Here is a 19578-nt window from a genome sequence, read left to right as displayed (position 1 = left end):
CTAGCTACAAAGGTGGCCTGGCCCCTCCCTTGGTTGGACTTTCACCAACTAGATAATGCGTGCCTCTGGGCACGCCACGCAAAAAAAACGAGCCGCAAAGGGCTCGCTTAATTCTAATTTGTTGTTATAGGCTCTTTTAATTACAATTTGCTTAAGCTCGCTAGTTCGAGGCTACTGCTTTGGGCACACTCTTACCAGCTTGAGCCACTTGTAACTCCTCGTCCAGTTTGGCCTTTCGAGATTGGTAGCTTCCTATCCGAAAAGCTTGCCAGCAACTAATGCCAAAGACGAGCATAGCAGCAATAAACCAGCCACGAATACCGAAATGAGCGACGATCACCCCACCGAGAAGCGGCCCCGTTAGACAGCCAAGGAACATCCATGAGTTCACCATGGCGAAAGTCTGTCCCTCCAGCCCCTTGCGGACTAAGCCCCTCACTTGGGCTTGAATGTTGGGCATCATGCCCGCTACACACAGGCCGAGCATGAATCGGGACGCAAGGATAAGCGGATACAGATGCGTCACAGCCTGCACGATACAGAGGAGAAACGCGGTGCTGGTCGCTATTTTGAGCAACACTAAAGGTCCTACACGATCGGAGAGCATGCCCAGCAAAGGGGAGAACACGATAACGGCAAGGGAGGTCGCCGATAAGGTGATGCCGAGCAGCCATTGATCGTTGAGAAAGGTGAACGTATGCGTGGATTGCCGGAGGTAATAGGGGATAATTGGATTCGTCCCGACTAGTGCGAAATTGATGCATAGGGCACTTAGCAGCAGCGAGGGGAGCGGCTTCATCCGCCAGATGTTCTTCCAGTCGGAGAACAAGGTGCTCCCTTCCACTGTAGAAACAACAGGTGTACGAGGACCTTCTTTGACAAAGCAGAGCACGCTGATGGTTGCCAGCATAATGCACACACTCATAGCGGGATATGCGCCTCGTACCGAGTAAAAGGTAAGTAAAGAAGATGCAATCAGTGGTCCGATTAGCGAACCGGTCTCGCCCATCATTTGCATGGTGCCAGCCGAAACGCCAACCTTACTCTTGGCAGCTCCAATCAAGATCAGCACCATGGTGAATGGCAGGATGCCAGTGAAGCACCCTTGTGCCAATCGCAGCAGCGCCAACTGCCAAGGTTCGGTAGCCAGTGACATGCAAGCCGTAACGAGGGTCATCCCAAATCCTGACCATAACATCACAGGCTTACGCCCGTAAAGATCTCCGATACGCCCCAAGAAAGGCATGAGCAGCATCATGATCATGAAATTGGCTGAGAATATGGCGCCTGACCATATGTAAAGCGAATCCCCACTTATATGCCCAATATCCTGAAGGAAGCTGGGCAAAAGGGGAACGAACATGCCGTGCGCGGTCGATACAAGCAATTGTACAGAGAGCAAGGCTGCAAACTGTCGATTCCACGAATCCATCGAATTAGAATGAGCCTTCGATGATACTCTCGTTCAATGCACGGCGTCCATTCGGCAGCTCGCGCTGCTGAAAGTCCTCAGGCAACGTTTCAGGTGCTCCACGGTAGCCTAGAGCAATTACGGCATGAAGCTCATACTCCGCCGGAATTTGGAGTACTTCCCGTGCCTGCTCTCTCTCGTAACCACCAACAGCGCGCGTCGCTAGACCTAACAAATGCGCTTGAAAAGCAATGGATGCCCAAGCAGCACCAGCATCGAACGCATGTGCACCACTAGGCTCGCCATCTTGACGGAACTTGTTGGACACAATCAGCAATAGCACTGGAGCATGATCCGTCCATAAGCGGTTGTTCGGTTTAATAAACGATTGAAATTTCTGTTTCTGCTCTTCCGTGTGGGCCACTATGAATCGCCACGGCTGCAGATTGGAACTGGAAGGTGCCCAGCGAGCAGCCTCCAGTATCGTATACAAGGTTTCTTGTGTTACTTCCTTCTCTTCAAAAGCTCGTGACGACCAACGATTAAGAAACAGCGAATGTACAGGATAATCCGCCTTGCGATTCGCCTCTACCTCGGGAGTTAAACCAGTTTGATTATCTACTTGTGCGGATACAGTCATGTCATCATTTCCTTTCCGAGTAGGCGTGTTGCCTTTATTCGCTTTATTTAATTATCCACTGATTCAGATCGAAATCTTTCTCCGCTAATTTCTCTTCAACTAAGAACTTCTTCGTTCCATCCAGCAGCTTCACACCATCATCCTTAAAATTAACATCTTTAATCGTCTCAATCGGTGTAACCTTCTTGTTGAGTTCCGGTGTAAATCCATTTAACTGAGATAAGAATTGGTAATATTCATCTGGTTTGGATTGTAAATCTTTGAGCGCTTTTTGCCTCGCTTCATTCCAAACCTTCGGGAAATCAGGGAATTTCTTCAGATACTCCTCGGAAACGACCGTAACGCTGCCACCGATCAAATTCGGATGCTTGGTCGCATCATCAATCAATGGGAATCCATTCTCAATTTGTTTCAGGGCAAAGATCGCACTGTTCGTCATTGCATCTACTTCGCCACGAGATAACGCCGCTTCACCATCAGGACGCAGCATATGGATGAACTTCACGTCAGGGATATTTTGTTCTTTCACCAGGCCGGCAATGTAGCGGTGCATGAAGGAACCTTTTTGAATCGCGATCGTTTTACCTTTCAAATCAGCAAGCGTTGTTGGTCCACCTTTTTTACCAATTAAGTAACCGATATTGTCTGTTGTGTTCTGCGTAATCGCTCTTGTCTTCGCGCCTGTTGAACGAGCAAGCATCGCTGGCGTATCGCCCAAACTGCCGAAATCCAATCTACCGCTGATTAATGACTCACTCTGGTCAGGTCCATTCGGGAACGCTACCGGCTTGATCTCGGTGATACCGTACTTTTTGAGCTCCTCTTGAATAATACCTTTGTACAACCCCCAACCTTCTGCACCACCTGGAAAATTCAGCTTATTCGTGCCAATGTATCCATAATTGATCACTGCTGGTGGTTGTACCTTGGCTGCCCCTCCACTTGTCGCTGCTGCACTTGCACCAGCTGTCTTGGCGCCTCCATCGGAATTGCCGCAGGCCGCTAAGAAAGCGACCATGGCCGTTAAAGTTATAACCAAATGCGTGGTACGGAAAAGTCCGAATCCCCTTTTACTGTGCTTCTGTCTCTCTAACATCTTTCATTCTCCTTTCAAGTTAGCCACACAATGGGTACCTACTGCCTTACCCTTACCCAATGGAAGTTATTTTCGATAATTCATACATATAGGGATGTTCAGCAACGGGCTTACGCCCTTTCCCCCAGCCGACTTTCTCCCGGTAACCGCCAAATAATCCTTGCTCATCGAGGATTGCCTCGCTGACTAATGAAGGTCCTTCAGCATCAGGCGCTACATAAAGCGCATCCGCTGGGCAATACAGCTCACACATGAAGCAGGTTTGGCAATCACTTTGCCGAGCAATGACAGGAATCCCATTTTCCACGCGATCGAATACATTCGTCGGACATACCGACACGCAGAGGTTACATTCTACGCATTTGGACTCGCTGACTAACTCTATCATGGTGTAACAGCCTCCTTGTTCACTTCAGACTTTTGCGTCCAGACCCTATCAAGCCCTCCGCTAATCAAACGATACCCTTGCGCTGCATCAATTTCAGGGAAATCTTCCCGCTTGTGCATGCCTCTCGTTTCCGTACGCTCACGTGCCGTGTTGTACATCAGGCGGGCTGTTGCTGTCATAGCCGCTGCCTCGCGATGACGTACACCTGCAATATCCAGCGTCGTCACACGTTCACGCAAATCGTTCCAAAGTCCATCCAGACGAGTGATTGAGCCTTCCAACCCTTTCTGCGTACGGAACAAATTGCGGTCATACGGTGTGACTTCCTCTTGTACGGCTTGTATGGCTTCGCCTGTTTTGCTTAAAATTTGACCAGATCCCGACTTCGTGAATGTCGTCGTTGAGACACTTTTCAGCTGGCGATTCGTCGCTTTATCTCCAAGATCCTTGGCGAATTTGGCAGCACCTTCCCCTGCAAATGAACCAGATGACATCGCCCAAGCCGCGTTATGACTGCCACCTCCTGTGAAACCTCCGCAGATCAGCTCACGTGTCGCTGCATCGCCAGCCGCATATAAGCCTGGGACAATCGTTGAACACTGCTCATCCACGATGCGAATACCGCCAGTTCCACGTACCGTGCCTTCTAAGCGGAGGGTAACAGGGAATTTATCTTTGAACGGATCGATACCCAGTCGGTCGAACGGCAGGAAGAAATTCGTTTGATTCACACGCAGTAAGGGACGAATCTCTTCTGGCGCTTGATCCAAGCTAGCGTAAACTTGACGACCTTGCAGCAAATTCCGCGCTATGATCGAGCGGCCGCGTTGTGAACCTGCACCCTCTACAATGGATCCATCTTCGTAATAGAAGGAGGCGTAGCGGTAATAGGCTGTTTTGGTTACGGACGAGAAGGTCGGGCAGATCGCATACGCATTCGAGAATTCCATTCCCGAGAAGTCAGCGCCGGCTTCAGCAGCCAGTAGATAGCCATCCCCGGTCAACACGTTCGTTCCTAAGGCTTTGCTCAAAAATGCGCAACCACCTGTCGCGATCACTACTGCTCCTGCATGAACCGTCCAAGTCTGCCCGCTCTGCGTTCTCACGCCGGTTGCACCGCCAACACCATGCTCATCGGCAAGCAATTCGAGAACGGGGCTGTGGTCGAGGATACGTACGCCGGCTTTTTGAACAAATTTGCGCATCAGCTTCATGTATTCAGGCCCCTGCAGACCACGTTTATACGGATCGCCAATATCATCCTTCGGAAACGGATATCCCAAGGAGTCTAGCTTATTCATGTTCGCATAGGTCTGATCGAGCACGCGATTCATCCAAGGAATCTCCGCCAACTTGCCGCCTAATAAATAGCGACTCGCTCTCGCTTCTTCTCGCAGCTTTTCATCAGGCTTCACGTACCACACTCCCGTACCGGATGGCGCTGTTGCTCCACTCGTCCCGCAATAGCCTTTGTCCACCAAGATAACCTTGGAGCCATTCGTTGCGGCTGTTAATGCCGCCCATGTTCCCGCTGGACCTCCACCAATAACCAACACATCTGCAGTAAGACGCAAATCATTCTCTTCCAAAACCTTTGCCATCTCTATGACCTCCTCTAAAATGAAAATAAAAAGAGGCATCCCTGTATGTAGGAATGCCTCCGTGTGTACGGTTGGACAGGATATTCAGCTTTATTACGACAAAACCAAGTTGTTTACTATGATTAAACACATAGTAGCACCGTATTTCAATGGCGTCAACCCTATTTATTAAGATCAACTTATCGTTTCGAAGGTAAAATGCGATCGATAAACGGGGTTGTATCCAACTCCGCCAATGTTGTTCGCCCTTTGCCCCAGCCGAGCGTTTCTCGCCAGCTGCCGAGCAGATTAGCCTCAACCAACTCTAATTCCGTCGGCACCTTCTCCAAGGGGGAGTCATATGGAGATACATAAAGGGCATCTACGGGGCAATACGCCTCGCAAATAAAACAAGTCTGGCAATCTTCCTGCCTTGCTATGCTCGGAATACCATCCAGTCCTTTATCAAACACGTTAGTCGGACATACCTTCACACAAAGCGTACAACCCACGCACCGCTGCGTACTTACGAATTCAATCATCGTGCCGCAACCTCCTGATCCGCCGTCTGCTCTTTGCGCAGCACAATCTCCTCAATCCCGGAGAGAATCAGGCGGTACTGCTGCGCAGGGTCTGTATCCGGGTACTCCTCCAGCGAATGCAAGCCCCGCGTCTCCTTGCGTGCGAGCGCAGCGGTGTACATCCACCTCGCGGTCGCGATCATCGCCGCGACCTCACGCGCCCGAACCCGACCCTGCACCGTCGGGGTCACGGCTGCCCCCCGCAAGCTCGCCCACAGACCGTCCAATCGCGCCAGCGATTGACGGATCACGGGCTCACTGCGGAAATAATTGATGTCCAGCGGGAAGACCTCCCGCTGGACGGACTCGACCAAGCCCCCCGCATCGAAGATGCGATCGGGGGCTGCCCCCGGATCGACCAGGCCGTAGCGGCCTGCTGGTCGCAAATCTCTTGCGCTGCGCCCCAGCGTCAGCGCATGCTTCGCAGCCCCGGCACCTGCCCAGGTGCCGGAGGAAATAGCCCAGGAGGCGTTGAACGCGCCTCCACCCGACTTCGCACCCGTGACGCGTTCACGGGTGGCCGCATCGCCAGCGGCATAAAGGCCCGGAACCGTTGAGGCGCAGCTCTCATCGGTAAGGCGGATGCCGCCCGTCCCGCGGACGGTTCCCTCATAGCGAAGCGTGAGCGGGAACCGCTCAGTGAAGGGATCGATGCCTGCGCGATCCAGCGGCACGAAGAAAATCGCGTGCGATTTGCGCAGAATTCGCTGCTTCTCTTCCGTATCCGCGTGGTTCAGCACCGCGTAGACTGGGCCTTTGCTTAGCATCGTAGGCAGGAAATCGCCTGCTCTCGGGCCACCGCCTTGCAGTACCGTGCCATCCTCCGAGGTATAGGTAGCCCAGTTCAGCAAGCGACCACGGGTTACCGTGCCGAAGGCTGCGCTCGGCGCATACTGACGCGTGAATTCCATCCCGGAAAGCTCTGCTCCGATTTCTGTTGCCATCAGGGTTCCCTCTCCGGTAAGAACATTACAACCCAAGCCTTTGCTTAGAAAAGCACATCCGCCTGTTGCAATCACGACGGCATTCGCTTGGATTTCCCACTCGGAATCATCTAAACGCGAGATACCTCTAGCTCCACCAACCCCATGCTCATCAACGAGCAGTTCAAGTGCTGGCGATTGATCCAGAATCTTCACGCCTGCACGACTAACCTGCCTGCGCATGGTCTTCATATACTCTGGGCCCTGCAAGTGGTCCCGCAGTGGAACACCTTGCTCATCACGGCGAAACGGATAGCCCCACTTCTCCACGAGCAGCAAACTTTCATATACTTGATCCAGCACACGATGAATCCAGGCAGGCTCTGCCAAATACCCACTTTCCTTATACCGCTGCTGAACAGCCTTCTCTCTCAACTCAGGATCTGGCGGCAGGTATAACAAATTCGTACCTCCCGGCGCAGTAGCTCCGCTGGATCCTAAGAATCCTTTATCTACGAGGATGACCTTCGCATGCTGCTGGGCTGCGCTCCAAGCTGCCCAAGCACCGGCGGGACCTCCACCGATGACTAAGACATCAGCTACTAATGTCGTAATTTTGCCCGAGCTCATCGCTACCCCTCCTTGATGTATTCTAGCCTTGGAAGCTGTCACGCCAGCTTAGCCATCTTCTTTCTAGCCAACGCACAAGTGAATCAACGAGTTTACCGATCACTGCAAAAATAATGACCCCAACGAAAATAAGCTCAGCGCTTGAATTTTGTTTGCCGTAATTGATAAGGAAGCCGATTCCTTCCTGCGAACCGATCAACTCCGCTACGACAAGACCCAGCCAAGAAATAGCTACAGATAAGCGTAAGCCTAAGAGAATGCCAGGCAAAGCGGCAGGGAGGATCAAGCGAAAAATTTGCTTCGATTTGCTGAAATTCAGCACTTTAGCGACCTCGAATAATTTGTGATCCACATTTCGAATGCCGAGAAAAGTATAGATATACATAGGGAAAAAGGCACCATTCGCTATGATCACAATTTTCGATACCTCGCCAAATCCGAACCAAAGAATAATTAACGGCGCAATGGCGAGATGCGGGATCATGCGCAGCATTTGAAACGAAGGATCGAGCATGAACTCCAGCTTTTGAACAAATCCAACAAGAAACCCGAAAAACAACCCGATAGTTCCGCCAATTAGAAAGCCGATAACGGCGCGCTGTAAGGAAATTGATAAGTGCTGGGTCAACTCACCCGAGGCAATTAATGAACGAAACTCAGCAGCAATTTGTAACGGTGTCGGTAAGAAGGACGGCGAAAACACCCCCAAATCCCCAGATACTTGCCATATGACAAGGAGTAATAAGGGCACGATCCCGCCGATAACGAAATCGTTCACTTTCTCCCACAACCATTTGATGCGAACTAACTCTAGCTTCTGCCCTTTCGATTTCCCTATTCCTTGCGTGGCTTGACTTAGTGTCTCGACACGATTGCTCATCCCTTCTCCCCCTTAGCTTTGTGCTGTAAACCTTTGTAGTGATTAGTTCCCTTTATAGCTGTCTTGCCAGCTAAGCCATTTGCGTTCAAGCAGCCTCACGGCAGAGTCCGCCACGATACCGAAAACGGCGAATATGAGAATACCAACGAATACCACAGGTGTCTTGGAGAATTGCCGCGCATCCGACATCATATACCCGATACCTGCCGTCGATCCCATTAATTCGGCCACAACCAGTCCAAGCCATGACACGCCTAATGAAATTCGAACGCCTAGTAAAATATGAGGCAGCGCTCCGGGAATCGTTAATCGGATGACTTGCTTCCATCGGCTAAACCCTAACACACGTGTCACATCGAACAGCTTGTTATCTACGCCTCGAATACCCAAGAAAGCATTAATATAGAGCGGAAAAAAGGCTCCTTTAGCAATAAGTAAAATTTTGGCCGTCTCGCCAATACCAAACCACAAAATAAATAGGGGAGCGATTGCCAAGTGCGGCACCATGCGAAGCATTTGAACCGTAGGATCTAGCGCTTTCTCCGTTCTACGAAATAAACCAACCAGAATACCGAAGGCAAGCCCCAACGAACCGCCGAGGACGAAACCTGTCAGTGCCCGCACCACACTAATTTTAATATTGTCATAGAGCTCACCCGTTTGAATGAGTCGAATTCCTGCGTTCATAATGCGAAGCGGCGTTGGAAATAGCAAGGATGAAATCACGCCTAAATGACCTAATACCTGCCAGGCCAGCAATACAAGTAACGGTACCAAAGCTCCAAGCAGCACGCGATGCAATCGTTGCTTGTTTCGCTGTTGATCGACGCCTGCCAGTTGTCCTTGTTGACTCATTTCGAGCTCCCCTTTCTCTTAAATGCCGGAACTATCTATTAATTCTAGCTCTTCGATTTTCTCAAATTCATTGAGTACCTTGAGGCGCAGTTCCTGGAAGGACGTCGTCGTCTTCTTTCTCGGGATCGGCAGGTCAATAGGGACAATGTTCCGTATGGCGCCAGGCCGCGGTTTGAGAATAACGACACGATTGGCTAAATAAATGGCTTCATCAATATCATGCGTGACGAAAATCATCGTCGTTTTATTCTTCTGCCAAATATCAATCAGCACTTCCTGCATGTGCGTTCGTGTAAAAGCATCCAGAGCACCGAACGGCTCGTCAAGCAGCAGCACTTTCGGATTACGGAGTAAGGCTCTTGCAATAGCAACACGTTGCGCCATGCCGCCGGAGAGCTCTTTCGGGAACGACTTTTGGAAGCCTTCTAGGCGAACGAGTTTAATCAGTTCGTCTACTTTCTTACGCACTTCAGGGTCTCTGAGCGAAAGATCAGCAGCGATATTCTTCTCCACATTCAACCATGGAAACAGCCTTGGCTCTTGGAAAATAAAGCCCTTGTCAATGCCTGGGCCTTGAATCACCTGACCGCCTAATTGAGCCTCGCCTGTATGCGTAATATCCAGTCCAGCTATGATCTTAAGCAGTGTGCTTTTGCCGCAGCCGCTAGGTCCTATGACGGTAATAAATTCCCCTTCTTTTACTTGCAGCTCAATATTGTGCAAGGCTTGAACAGACCCTTTGCTGGACTGAAAAGTTTTGTTCACATGCTTGAGATTCAATAACGGTTGGCTCATCCCATTCAACTCCTCTTTAAAATAAAAAAAGAGACACTTTTCTCTGGGAAGAGAATAGTGTCTCCGTTCATACGGTGGTCACATGTCTAGAGTACCACTTCGAATGAAACTTCGTCAATCATAATTTAATATATTCCTATAAGTTTTATCGGATTTAAACTTTCACCCTGTTTAATGCCCCCTGTGCTCTTCCATCATTCCCCTAATTGGATTGCCCGTTAAGCACTGCTCGAACATATCAATGATTGCTAGGAAACGCTCCGCCTCGCGGAATACGTGATCCGCCAGCAAGGGATGGATGATGCTCTTGATTTTGCAAGCTTCAATTAAATCACGGGCTGTCTTCTTGAAATCACGGAGGGCAACGACCGAGACACGATTCTGATCAAGGAACTGATCCAACAGCGGATCGGTTTGGGATTGCGGACGCATCCCGCTTAAATCAATGGCTTGAAAGAGAAGCTGGTCGAAATCATGACTAAAATTCCGTGCTTGCTCCACTAACTGACGTTCAGATGGATCGAGCAGATGACCAATAAACTTGGCGTGATCCGCCATGATACGCAAGAAGAAGATATTTTCATCAATAATCGCGTCCGGTAACGGTTCTAACTGTCCTGTGTTTAATTCGTGTAATCGATTTCGGAAATAATTAGCCTCACGGCTCGTATGGTCGACTAATAACGGAAAGTTGTTACCGCCAGGCAGTTTGCATTGAATGATGAGTCCTAGAACTTTTCTTTTGAACGCCCAAATATGTGCGGCAGCCGACGATACTTCCGTATTGAATCGTCGAATTTGTTCAGGATCTGTCAGCTCGGTATATGCGTGAGATCGACCCTCGATATGCTCAAAAATATGATAATAATGATTCGCTTCTTGGATCAACATCGTATCTTCACATCGAAAACCTAGTTTCAGAAACAAGGAATGCTCCTTCATAATACGCGACCAGAACCGAATCTCATCCAATGAACGCATCACGAACTCATTTGACAATTCACGCACTCTCCTCACTTGATGTTCTCCTATCCCATGTATAATGAGCAGACGTCGTACATATGCTACAACACCTTAATTAGGACAACGCTAGTGCGGTATACCCCCTGCCTATTCATTCAGGCATGCCATTGCAACAAATCATCCAAGATTTGATTCTGTCCGCTCGGTGCCCAGCTCATACTGATCCAATTCGAAATCACGCGGACCTGGTTGTTCTGCACAGCTTTCATCGCGTCCCAAGATGTTCCTTTCAACATGCTGTTGTATAAATTAGCTTCTTCTTGCGAGGTCAGTCGTTTATCAATTAGAAGAAAATCCGTATCAAACGATGGGATGATTTCTACCGCATACTCCTTCGTCCGCTCGTTCAATGGTACGCAACTCCCCGGCTTTAATCCGAGCTCTGTATACAGCAAGTGGCTAAGCGGGTGGTCGATCATGCCGTGTACGCGAATTTTTTCACTGTATAATCGTATGACTGACACACTTTGGAGTCCGATGGTGTCCATCAACGCATCCCTCGTATACTTCACTCGAAGATCAAGTTGACTGAACGTTTGTTGCGCTTCTTTCTCCCGTCCAACTAACTCAGCAATCCGCCCATAATACGCGCGCCAATCCATCGAAAAATCCATCATAACCGTCGGTGCAATCAGCTTTAATTGGTTATACATCGGCAGATGCCTGTAATCTGCAATGATTAACTCTGGTTCATATTTACGCAGCTCCGTTAATTGTATTTCAATTTGCCGTTTGTTCTCTTCGACGCCTAACTCCAGATGTTGATAGCCATTTAATTCATAACTGTTCCCTACACCAAGGTCTCGCAAACAGTCTTGAAAGCGAAAGCAGGAGGCCGTAGCAACCTTCAATTGTTTTCTCTTCATATACATCGTTGGTGAAATGCCAAAGCTATTCTTAAACATGCGGCTAAAATAAAACTCATTCCCGAAGCCAACCGCTGCTGAAATATCCTTGATCGAGGGGTCGTCATGCTGTAACAGCTCCTTGGAAGCGTCGATGCGGATCTGATTTAAATATTCGACGGGTGACATCTTTTTCGACTTTTTGAAACTTCTTGAATAGGATGTTGGCGTCAATCCTGCAATGTCAGACAATGTTTCTAGCTTGATTTTGTGATTAAAATGCTTATACATATAGGTGATGCTCTGATCGATACCTTTGGACGCATCCTCCAGCTCAATCGGTTCCGGCACTTCCCCTGGCATCACGTGGATAAGACTTTGGAATTGGAGTTGGATACTCGGATCCTTAACTGACTTGGATTGGCTGTCTTCATAGAGCTGTTCAATGCGCTCGAGATGCTGCTTTCCTTGCTTCAACTGCAGCTTGCTCGTCTGAAAAAGCGAAGGGTCGGTTGCCGCATTGGTACAATGCCAACCGCCTTTTGTTTTGGAAAACGTCACGCGCCTTATGACTAAGACATAGAACTCGATAAAGTCAGACTCCAGCATCACTTCAATAGGCTTCCTTCCAACTAAATAGAAAATCTGATTCGGCTTAATCGGTAACGCCTGATTATCGATGCAAAGAATGCCTTTGCCTTGTGTTATAACCAAGACCATATCGCTTGGGATATTTTTTCTATACAGCGTGTTCCTTTTAAGGAAACGACGTTTGCGTATGGATGAAAGCATTAGAAGGGAATATTCCTGTCCTTGAACCGGCAGCATATGCAGCTATAACCCCTTTCACGGTCATCATTGATAATGATTATCAGTAGATTCAGTATAAAGGGTATCCTTTTATTTGAAAAGGGGTTAAACAGGTCATAGCTAGACGCGCGTTTGGAACTAGCTGGATAAAATCCAGTTATTTCCAAGTTGGTTTGTGTTTGGGGTTCGACCTCTCACTCAGAAATGCAATAATACACTTTGCAGCTAGTTTATGGTTGATCACATACTACTCCTACTCCACATTACTCCACTTTTCCACATTTTTCTCCTTACCCTAACTACTGTCTAATTACTCATCATTCCACATTACTATCCTTATTACTGACTACTCAAATTAGTGGAGAGTCGAGGTGTGTTAGGCAGCGGGGATGGCAGGGGTGGTGAGGGGGTCGAGGGTCATCGGCGTTTGGGGTTTGGGGTTTGGGGTTTGGGGTTTGGGGTTTGGGGTTTGGGGTTTGGGGTTTGGGGTTTGGGGTTTGGGGTTTGGGGTTTGGCGTTCAGCGTTCAGCGTTCGTGTATTGAGCTCGGCGGTCTAGCGTTCGGGGTTCGGTGGGCGAGCAGCGTTGGAATCACAGCTGGCGAGGTCTCCCAGGTGGCCGAGTTGAGATAGGGACCGTGTCCTACTAATTGGCTAACAAAAAAGTGACCCACAGCAACGGGCTGAGGGTCTAAGTTTATATATTTAAAAAGGGGGTCGAGTTCAATTATAGTCCTAATACATTAATCCCAGATGAATATAATATTTCAATTATATTACATTTATTTACAATCATTACAGCGCTGTCGGTCTCACCATAATTTCGCTGATGAGCGTGTCATCGGGTTCATTAATGGCAAATGCAATGGCTCTCGCAATGCTGTTGGGAGAAATCCCCAAGCCACTTATTTGATTGGCGATCGCTTGCACTTCCGGGCTGGTGATGCTGTCAAAAAGTTCTGTCTTCGTTAGACCTGGTGCGATCAAAGTCGATCTAATACCTGAAGTCGCTGTCTCTTCCAGACGAAGTCCTTCCGAAATGGCTCTCACGGCAAATTTGGTTGCCGCGTATACGGCTGATGTCGGTGACACTTGGTAACCAGAAGTTGAGGATAGGTTGATGATGTGGCCGGACTGCTGCTCGCGCATGGTAGGTAATACTGCGGCGATCCCGTACAGAACGCCCTTAATATTCACATCAATCATCTGATCCCACTCCGCGACGCGTAATTCATTCATCCTAGAACTTGGCATGATCCCTGCGTTGTTCACCAGCACATCAATTCGGCCATACATCTCCCTAACAATCTTGGCCAAGTTCTGCATATCCTCAGGGGAAACGACATCCGCTTTTACAGCAACCGCCTCGCCGCCTCCTTGTTTAATTTCATTTACAATCGTATGCAGACGTTCTTCTCTTCTTGCAGCCAATACCACCTTTGCCCCACTTTGCGCGAGCAGCTTCGCTGTAGCTTCCCCTATTCCGCTGGAGGCTCCTGTAATAATAACTACTTTATTTATAATGTTTTTTTCCATTGTGACATGCTCCTCTATCTGGAATATTAAACACGTGTTGAATATATAACGGCCGTTGATTAATATTATAGTGGGAAGCACGGATTACTCAATGGTTGATTGATACGTAATTGTTTCATATACAACAGGTCCCGTAGAAATGTTGATTAACTGAAGGAGGCAATGAAAGAAATGGAGTCCGTTGTTAAGACCGACCGCCGTATTCTCCGAACCAAGCAAGCCATAAGGAAGTCATTTTTGGAGCTTTTTGCGGAAAAAGATTTCGAACACATCACTATTAACGAGATCGCGGAACGAGCCAATGTAAACCGAGGTACCGTCTATCTGCATTTCAGTGACAAATACGACCTGTTGGATACATGCATTGAAGAGCATATTAATGAATTGATCTCGTTGTGCACGAAACGGGAGGACGATACGGTTAGCGACGCAATGGTGCAAGAACCTAAGCCAGTTTTTGATTACTTTCGTGAGCATTTCCCGTTTTTCTCTGCTATGTTTTCCAATCAGAGGGCTTTTCTATTCCGGGAGCAATTGCTGAAATTTATCTCCGTCAATCTGATGATTAAAATGGAACGGCCGGACAATACGCCTATTATCGACAATGAAATCAAAGCCCAATTCATGGCTTCTGCGTTCATTGGCATTGTGGAGTGGTGGATACGGCATGACATGCCGCAATCCACACAATTTATGGCCGATCAGGTTAGGCATTTATTTGAAAATAATCAAGTTTACCCGAAGTAGCCTTACGTGGCTGAACTGATGGAACGGACGCTGGGTAGCCGACATACAGCAGGCAGCCGATAACTCATCGGACTACAAGCCAACTACCTGCTGGAACTCAGCTTTTCTGCTTACTCTTACGTTTGAGTCTCACTCCGCCCAGGGTTGCGTCGTCGTTGTCAGTTCCTCGCCCGACTCAATAGCGGATTGCATCATGATCGATACATAATGGTCCTGCAACGCCTCTGCCAAGTCATAACAAAATGGCCCACCCTGTACATAGTCCGCCATTCGAGTCAAACTAGTAGCGATCGCGATCTCATCATCGGATAAACGCCCGGGAACGACTGGGTTTTCGTACACCCAATCTTCACCCGCGATAATCCCTTGGTGATAATATCCTTCCAAGTTACCATTATGACCGGTATCGACCCTACGGAAATTGCCTGTGATAGGTGTTTTAAAATCCTTCAAATACCGGAACGTTTCATCCGATAATTCGCCACGGTTTCCGCGAACAAGGACACGATTTTGGCGAATCCAAGAGAAATACTGATCACCTGTAAAATCAAACAGCGCCAGTTGGTTTCCAAAACGAAGCGTAGCGATATCTTGCACCGAGTTGCCAATCTCTTCACTTTCCGGAGGCCCATTACGCCCCGGACCTTTCACGATTTCAGAGGTAAATCTCTGTCCGCTAATAATAGCGTTCTCGAATTGAATGCCAAGCAACTTTCGGATCAGACTGATGCCATGATAACCGTGAGCGGCCGATACTTGCACCTGAGAAACGTCACCTAATTTACCTGATCTCACGAAAGCAATACGTGCAGCATGCATCGGCTGATACAAATATTGTTCGGCCACCTGTACGCGCCCCTTTAGCTTGGACACCGACTGGTACAAGTCAATCATACCCGAGATGTCATTGGCCGGAGGCGTCTCTGTCAATACGGGTATGTTCCTTTCTGCCAGCTCCAGCGTGCAGCCAGGCATGGCATCCCTCGAAACGCAAACAACCACGAATAGGAGTGCTCCGCTTGAAACGAAAGATTCCATGTCTCGGTAGGTTTTCACGCCCCATTTCTCCTCGATCTCCCTGCCTCGTTCCTCATCACGGACTAGCATCGCACGGACAGCGAAACGGTGAGGCTGCATTTGCGCAATGCGCAAATAAAATTCAGCTCTCCACCCTCGCCCTACAATTCCAAATTCGATTAAAGACATAACGGTTATCCCTCACTTTTCGTTGTACACCACTTGGTGTCTGGTTAAAGTTCCTTTATTATAAAAGGTCAATGGCCGATCTGCAATTACCGAAAAACCCCCGAATCGCCTTAAGCGTTTCGAGGGTTGTCTGGGGATGACTTTTACTATTTTCCTATCCTATTGAGAATCAATAATCGTCAACATCTCTTCCGCAGCCTGCCGCGGCTGCACTTTGGGGATGGATGCCGGGTACCCGACATTGAGGAGGCCAACGATTTTCTCATCTGCCGCTAAACCAACGACTTGTTGGAACCCCTCTTCATAGTTGTAGTTGTTCGTTTTCCACACGACGCCAAGCCCTTGCTCCCATGCGGCCAGTTGGAAATTCTGAATGAGGGCGCAGACGGCGCCGTAGTCTTCATCCCACTGCTTCTGGCGAGAGTCTTCTTTCAGAATCACAATAAGATGCGCGGGAATCCCCATGAAATCCCTCCACTTGGGCTTGCCGTGTTTTTCTCTCATCTCATCGTCATCATAAGAAAGGAGCATCGCATCTGCTAATGTCCTGCGTCCCTCTCCTTTATACAAAATGAACCGCCAAGGCTGTCGGTTCCCATGATTCGGTGCCCATACCGCCACATTCAATAACTGGAGCAGCAATTCATCCGATACAGGATCTTGTTTGAAATCGCGAATCGTTCTTCTATCCTTAATTAATGCAGCTACACTTCCTATTGGTTTAACTTCGGATAAGCTCATGTTTCACGTCCTCCTCTACTTGCTTAGTTATAGGCTTGTCGGATTTGCGGCCTTTTCCTTTCGGAATACACATTGGTGTACCGAAGAACGGATCCCCGATAATTTCGCATTCCATGCCGAATACATGGCGGACAAGCTCCGAATTAATAACATCTTCTGGTTTCCCTTGAGCAAAGACGGATTTATTCTTGATGGCTACGAGATGATGGGCATAGCGACAAGCGAGATTGAGATCATGCAGAACCATCACAATCGTGCGCTGTTCACGTTCATTCAGTTCAAACAACAGATCCAAAATATCCACTTGGTGAGCCATATCCAAGTATGTTGTAGGTTCATCCAACAGGATCGTTTGGGTTCCTTGTGCGAGGGTCATCGCGATCCACGCCCGTTGACGCTGTCCGCCGGATAAGGAGTCTACCGCCGTTTCCGCCAATTCCGTTGTTTTGGTCACCGCTAAAGCCTCATTCACATATCGTTCGTCTTCTTCTGACCACGATTTCAGCCAATTCTGGTACGGGTACCGTCCTTGTTTCACCAACTGGAAGACTGTTAACCCTTCCGGCGCAATCGGGCCTTGCGGCAAGATGGACAAGTTCTTTGCGATTTCCTTGGTCGGAATTTCCGCAATGTGCTTGCCATCCAGAATGATTTCGCCATGAGCGGGCTTCAATAAGCGAGCCATCGCACGCAGAAGGGTTGATTTCCCGCAGCCATTAGAACCGATCAACACCGTAATCTTCCCTTTGGGAATAGACAGGTTCAACCCCTCGATAATATTTTCGTTGCCATAGGTCAAATTGAGATTTCTGGTCTCCAAGGTTGGCACGCTCTTCACTCCTATCTTGAATTTCGCTTGGTGTATAGCAAATAGATGAAAAAGGGTGCCCCTACGGCTGCCGTAAATACACCAACTGGCACATCGAGCGGTAGGAAGAATGTTCTTCCCGCTAGATCAGCCAACATCACGACGGCTCCTCCGAGCAGCGCCGAGACGGGTAACAGACTATCAAAGCTTGAACCTACCCATTTGCGCGCCATATGGGGTGCGATTAGGCCAATGAATCCAATCGCGCCAGCTACCGAAACAGCTGCTCCGGCCAAAGCCACGCTAATGAGCAGCAAGACTAAGCGGTTAACCTCAACTGCACTTCCCGCACTTGCCGCCACATCATCTCCGAGCTGTCCAATATTGACATGGCGTGCTAATAGAAAAGCAAGTGGAATCAAGATGACCGTCCATGGTAATACTGTCATTACATTTTCCCAATTCGCCGCGTAAACCGATCCCGTTAGCCATAAGTAGGCCGTGCCTGGATCGTTCTTCGGGCTAAAAACGATCATCATCGTCGTTCCCGCTGACATCAACGAGGACATCCCAATGCCGACTAGAATAAGGCGGATGGGTGTGACCCCTTTTTTCCAAGCCAATACGTACAAAATAATCGAAACAACCGCAGCCCCCAGCATCGCGGACACTGGCAGCCACCGAATGCTGATCATGCCATTGAAATAGGTGAGGAATGTGACCGCCGCCACCGAAGCCCCGCCTGTTACCCCCATCATATCTGGCGATGCCAATGGATTCCGAATGATTCCTTGCATGATCGCACCTGCCGCAGCAAGCGCAGCACCAACTAACATGGAAATGATAATGCGTGGAAGGCGCAGCTTCCGAACGACCATCGCATGATCATCCGCGCCGATGCCTATAACACTTTTGACCACATCGATCGACGATATGTACATTTCTCCCATCCCCGTGCTGACAATCGCAATCACGACGCAAACCACGAGTAACAAGAGGGATATCTTTAATGCCTTTTTCTCGACTAAAAATGAAATCCTACCTTGCCGCCATCGAACTGGAACATGACCCTTCATGATTTGATAATCCCCCTTCGTGCAATATAAATAAAGAATGGGGCACCAATAATGGCCGTCATCACGCCGACAGGCATTTCTTCAGGAATCATAATAAATCTTGCAGCCAAGTCCGCCAGTATGAGCAGAATCGCCCCCAGTACAGCGCAATAAGGAATGACCCAGCGATGATCGCCACCGATGAAAAACCGCGAGACATGGGGGATGACAATCCCAATAAACCCGATAGGACCTGCGACCGACACGGAGCAGCCGGCAAGTACGACAATTAGCAAACCTGCGACAGATTTGACCCAGATCGTCTTTTGACCCAAACCTTTCGCCGTATCCTCGCCCATGAGAAGTAAATTCATATCTCGCGCGATGAACCAAGCAGCTACCCAGCAGATGGCCATGAAAGGAATTACCGTAATTAACATATCCGGAGAACGTCCCGCAATGGTACCTGTCAGCCAGAACAGCACCGTACTAAGTCCCTGCTGATTCAACACCAAGATGCCTTGTGTGAAGGAAGAGAACAGAGCCGTCATAGCTGCCCCAGCGAGCACGATCTTCAGTGGCGTCAGTCCATCTCGGCCAAAAGAGCCCAAAATGTAGACGGATAAGGCACCGACTGCGGCTCCGACGAAAGAGATCCACATCAAAGCTTGCATCGATGAGATTGACAAGGCTACTGCTGCAAGAACAACGAATAATGTTGCGCCTGCATTGACCCCAAGTACGCTCGGCGAAGCCAGTGGATTGCGCGTAAGTGTCTGCATCAACGTACCTGCGATGGCTAAACTGGCGCCAATGGCAGCGGCTATACAGGCTCTAGGCACGCGCGTCGTGCGAAGTATGATTTGATCATTAATATTCTCATCGTAGTGAAAGATGGAAGCCCATGCCGTATGCCAATCAAACTGCGTCGCACCGAACAGAATGCTGGAAGCAAAACTTCCAAGCAAGATTAGAACCAGCGCTAACAACCCGGCTGTTTTCCATAATGTCGTATTTATAAGGTTCATGA

20 protein-coding genes are annotated in these 19578 nt (G+C 48.8%); 2 read left to right on the top strand and 18 right to left on the bottom strand.

The annotated features are described in order from the left end of the window. Nucleotides 1–160: 160 nt before the first annotated feature. The 12 genes from A8708_RS24730 to A8708_RS24675 all read right to left on the bottom strand — a co-directional run bounded on the left by A8708_RS24730 (nucleotide 161) and on the right by A8708_RS24675 (nucleotide 12367). Entirely contained in the window at nucleotides 161–1432 is a 1272-nt protein-coding gene (locus A8708_RS24730; RefSeq protein ID WP_068667981.1) for an MFS transporter, read from the bottom strand. Nucleotides 1433–1436: 4 nt separating this feature from the next. Next, nucleotides 1437–2051: a nitroreductase family protein gene (locus A8708_RS24725; protein ID WP_068667980.1), complete on the bottom strand. Its 615-nt coding sequence runs from the start codon at nucleotides 2049–2051 to the stop codon at nucleotides 1437–1439. 43 nt (nucleotides 2052–2094) lie between these two features. After that, complete coding sequence (locus A8708_RS24720) at nucleotides 2095–3147, bottom strand: ABC transporter substrate-binding protein (RefSeq protein ID WP_068667979.1); 1053 nt, start codon at nucleotides 3145–3147, stop codon at nucleotides 2095–2097. Between the two features lie 52 nt (nucleotides 3148–3199). Further along, nucleotides 3200–3535 carry a 4Fe-4S dicluster domain-containing protein gene (locus A8708_RS24715; protein ID WP_068667978.1) on the bottom strand — a complete coding sequence of 112 codons (336 nt, stop codon included), beginning with the start codon at nucleotides 3533–3535 and terminating at the stop codon, nucleotides 3200–3202. Further along, complete coding sequence (locus tag A8708_RS24710) at nucleotides 3532–5136, bottom strand: FAD-dependent oxidoreductase (protein WP_068667977.1); 1605 nt, start codon at nucleotides 5134–5136, stop codon at nucleotides 3532–3534. Before A8708_RS24710 ends, A8708_RS24715 begins: the two co-directional genes overlap by 4 nt. A 179-nt stretch (nucleotides 5137–5315) precedes the next feature. Then, nucleotides 5316–5657 (bottom strand): 4Fe-4S dicluster domain-containing protein, encoded by a 342-nt coding sequence (locus A8708_RS24705; protein WP_068667976.1) that lies wholly within the window; start codon nucleotides 5655–5657, stop codon nucleotides 5316–5318. Continuing rightward, the gene (locus A8708_RS24700) at nucleotides 5654–7249 is read right to left on the bottom strand and encodes an FAD-dependent oxidoreductase (RefSeq protein ID WP_068667975.1); all 1596 of its coding nucleotides are present in this window, start codon (nucleotides 7247–7249) and stop codon (nucleotides 5654–5656) included. Before A8708_RS24700 ends, A8708_RS24705 begins: the two co-directional genes overlap by 4 nt. A gap of 22 nt (nucleotides 7250–7271) precedes the next feature. After that, nucleotides 7272–8129, bottom strand: coding sequence for an ABC transporter permease (locus A8708_RS24695; protein ID WP_068667974.1), 858 nt, complete (start codon nucleotides 8127–8129; stop codon nucleotides 7272–7274). A gap of 42 nt (nucleotides 8130–8171) precedes the next feature. Beyond that, nucleotides 8172–8984 (bottom strand): ABC transporter permease, encoded by an 813-nt coding sequence (locus A8708_RS24690; protein WP_068667973.1) that lies wholly within the window; start codon nucleotides 8982–8984, stop codon nucleotides 8172–8174. Nucleotides 8985–9002: 18 nt separating this feature from the next. After that, on the bottom strand, nucleotides 9003–9779 hold the full coding sequence (locus tag A8708_RS24685) for an ABC transporter ATP-binding protein (RefSeq protein WP_068667972.1): 777 nt from the start codon (nucleotides 9777–9779) through the stop codon (nucleotides 9003–9005). Between the two features lie 171 nt (nucleotides 9780–9950). Further along, the gene (locus tag A8708_RS24680) at nucleotides 9951–10778 is read right to left on the bottom strand and encodes a DUF2935 domain-containing protein (RefSeq protein ID WP_239696837.1); all 828 of its coding nucleotides are present in this window, start codon (nucleotides 10776–10778) and stop codon (nucleotides 9951–9953) included. A 119-nt stretch (nucleotides 10779–10897) separates the two neighbouring features. Then, nucleotides 10898–12367, bottom strand: a complete 1470-nt coding sequence (locus tag A8708_RS24675) for a helix-turn-helix domain-containing protein (protein WP_204787630.1) — start codon at nucleotides 12365–12367, stop codon at nucleotides 10898–10900. A gap of 463 nt (nucleotides 12368–12830) precedes the next feature. On the opposite strand from A8708_RS24675, the gene A8708_RS35620 reads away from it, so the two are divergent. Then, on the top strand, nucleotides 12831–13088 hold the full coding sequence (locus A8708_RS35620; protein ID WP_157265023.1) for a hypothetical protein: 258 nt from the start codon (nucleotides 12831–12833) through the stop codon (nucleotides 13086–13088). A 162-nt stretch (nucleotides 13089–13250) separates the two neighbouring features. Here A8708_RS35620 and A8708_RS24670 read toward each other — a convergent pair whose 3' ends face one another. Then, nucleotides 13251–13991: an SDR family oxidoreductase gene (locus tag A8708_RS24670; RefSeq protein ID WP_068667970.1), complete on the bottom strand. Its 741-nt coding sequence runs from the start codon at nucleotides 13989–13991 to the stop codon at nucleotides 13251–13253. Between the two features lie 171 nt (nucleotides 13992–14162). Between A8708_RS24670 and A8708_RS24665 the strand changes: the two genes are divergently transcribed. Continuing rightward, nucleotides 14163–14738 (top strand): TetR/AcrR family transcriptional regulator, encoded by a 576-nt coding sequence (locus tag A8708_RS24665; protein WP_068667969.1) that lies wholly within the window; start codon nucleotides 14163–14165, stop codon nucleotides 14736–14738. A 129-nt stretch (nucleotides 14739–14867) separates the two neighbouring features. Here A8708_RS24665 and A8708_RS24660 read toward each other — a convergent pair whose 3' ends face one another. From A8708_RS24660 to A8708_RS24640, 5 genes are all read right to left on the bottom strand, one after another. Further along, nucleotides 14868–15944, bottom strand: a complete 1077-nt coding sequence (locus A8708_RS24660) for a Gfo/Idh/MocA family protein (RefSeq protein ID WP_068667968.1) — start codon at nucleotides 15942–15944, stop codon at nucleotides 14868–14870. Nucleotides 15945–16103: 159 nt separating this feature from the next. Further along, nucleotides 16104–16685 carry a nitroreductase family protein gene (locus tag A8708_RS24655; protein WP_068667967.1) on the bottom strand — a complete coding sequence of 194 codons (582 nt, stop codon included), beginning with the start codon at nucleotides 16683–16685 and terminating at the stop codon, nucleotides 16104–16106. After that, nucleotides 16666–17514, bottom strand: a complete 849-nt coding sequence (locus tag A8708_RS24650) for an ABC transporter ATP-binding protein (protein ID WP_068667966.1) — start codon at nucleotides 17512–17514, stop codon at nucleotides 16666–16668. The genes A8708_RS24655 and A8708_RS24650 overlap by 20 nt, the downstream gene beginning before the upstream one ends. Nucleotides 17515–17525: 11 nt before the next feature. Next, complete coding sequence (locus A8708_RS24645; RefSeq protein WP_068667965.1) at nucleotides 17526–18569, bottom strand: FecCD family ABC transporter permease; 1044 nt, start codon at nucleotides 18567–18569, stop codon at nucleotides 17526–17528. Next, complete coding sequence (locus A8708_RS24640) at nucleotides 18566–19576, bottom strand: FecCD family ABC transporter permease (protein WP_068667964.1); 1011 nt, start codon at nucleotides 19574–19576, stop codon at nucleotides 18566–18568. Before A8708_RS24640 ends, A8708_RS24645 begins: the two co-directional genes overlap by 4 nt. Between the last annotated feature and the right edge of the window lie 2 nt (nucleotides 19577–19578).

It is taken from the genome of Paenibacillus oryzisoli (assembly GCF_001653565.1).
Lineage (GTDB): Bacteria > Bacillota > Bacilli > Paenibacillales > NBRC-103111 > Paenibacillus_E > Paenibacillus_E oryzisoli.
The sequence above is the reverse complement of the archived record's forward strand: the minus strand, read 5'-3'. Positions and strand labels throughout refer to the sequence as shown.

Coding starts and splice junctions, on each gene's coding strand:
- A8708_RS24730 (WP_068667981.1), bottom strand. CDS start 1,432: ATGGATTCGTGGAATCGACAGTTTGCAGCCTTGCTCTCTGTACAATTG.
- A8708_RS24725 (WP_068667980.1), bottom strand. CDS start 2,051: ATGACTGTATCCGCACAAGTAGATAATCAAACTGGTTTAACTCCCGAG.
- A8708_RS24720 (WP_068667979.1), bottom strand. CDS start 3,147: ATGTTAGAGAGACAGAAGCACAGTAAAAGGGGATTCGGACTTTTCCGT.
- A8708_RS24715 (WP_068667978.1), bottom strand. CDS start 3,535: ATGATAGAGTTAGTCAGCGAGTCCAAATGCGTAGAATGTAACCTCTGC.
- A8708_RS24710 (WP_068667977.1), bottom strand. CDS start 5,136: ATGGCAAAGGTTTTGGAAGAGAATGATTTGCGTCTTACTGCAGATGTG.
- A8708_RS24705 (WP_068667976.1), bottom strand. CDS start 5,657: ATGATTGAATTCGTAAGTACGCAGCGGTGCGTGGGTTGTACGCTTTGT.
- A8708_RS24700 (WP_068667975.1), bottom strand. CDS start 7,249: ATGAGCTCGGGCAAAATTACGACATTAGTAGCTGATGTCTTAGTCATC.
- A8708_RS24695 (WP_068667974.1), bottom strand. CDS start 8,129: ATGAGCAATCGTGTCGAGACACTAAGTCAAGCCACGCAAGGAATAGGG.
- A8708_RS24690 (WP_068667973.1), bottom strand. CDS start 8,984: ATGAGTCAACAAGGACAACTGGCAGGCGTCGATCAACAGCGAAACAAG.
- A8708_RS24685 (WP_068667972.1), bottom strand. CDS start 9,779: ATGAGCCAACCGTTATTGAATCTCAAGCATGTGAACAAAACTTTTCAG.
- A8708_RS24675 (WP_204787630.1), bottom strand. CDS start 12,367: ATGGTCTTGGTTATAACACAAGGCAAAGGCATTCTTTGCATCGATAAT.
- A8708_RS24670 (WP_068667970.1), bottom strand. CDS start 13,991: ATGGAAAAAAACATTATAAATAAAGTAGTTATTATTACAGGAGCCTCC.
- A8708_RS24665 (WP_068667969.1), top strand. CDS start 14,163: ATGGAGTCCGTTGTTAAGACCGACCGCCGTATTCTCCGAACCAAGCAA.
- A8708_RS24660 (WP_068667968.1), bottom strand. CDS start 15,944: ATGTCTTTAATCGAATTTGGAATTGTAGGGCGAGGGTGGAGAGCTGAA.
- A8708_RS24655 (WP_068667967.1), bottom strand. CDS start 16,685: ATGAGCTTATCCGAAGTTAAACCAATAGGAAGTGTAGCTGCATTAATT.
- A8708_RS24645 (WP_068667965.1), bottom strand. CDS start 18,569: ATGAAGGGTCATGTTCCAGTTCGATGGCGGCAAGGTAGGATTTCATTT.
- A8708_RS24640 (WP_068667964.1), bottom strand. CDS start 19,576: ATGAACCTTATAAATACGACATTATGGAAAACAGCCGGGTTGTTAGCG.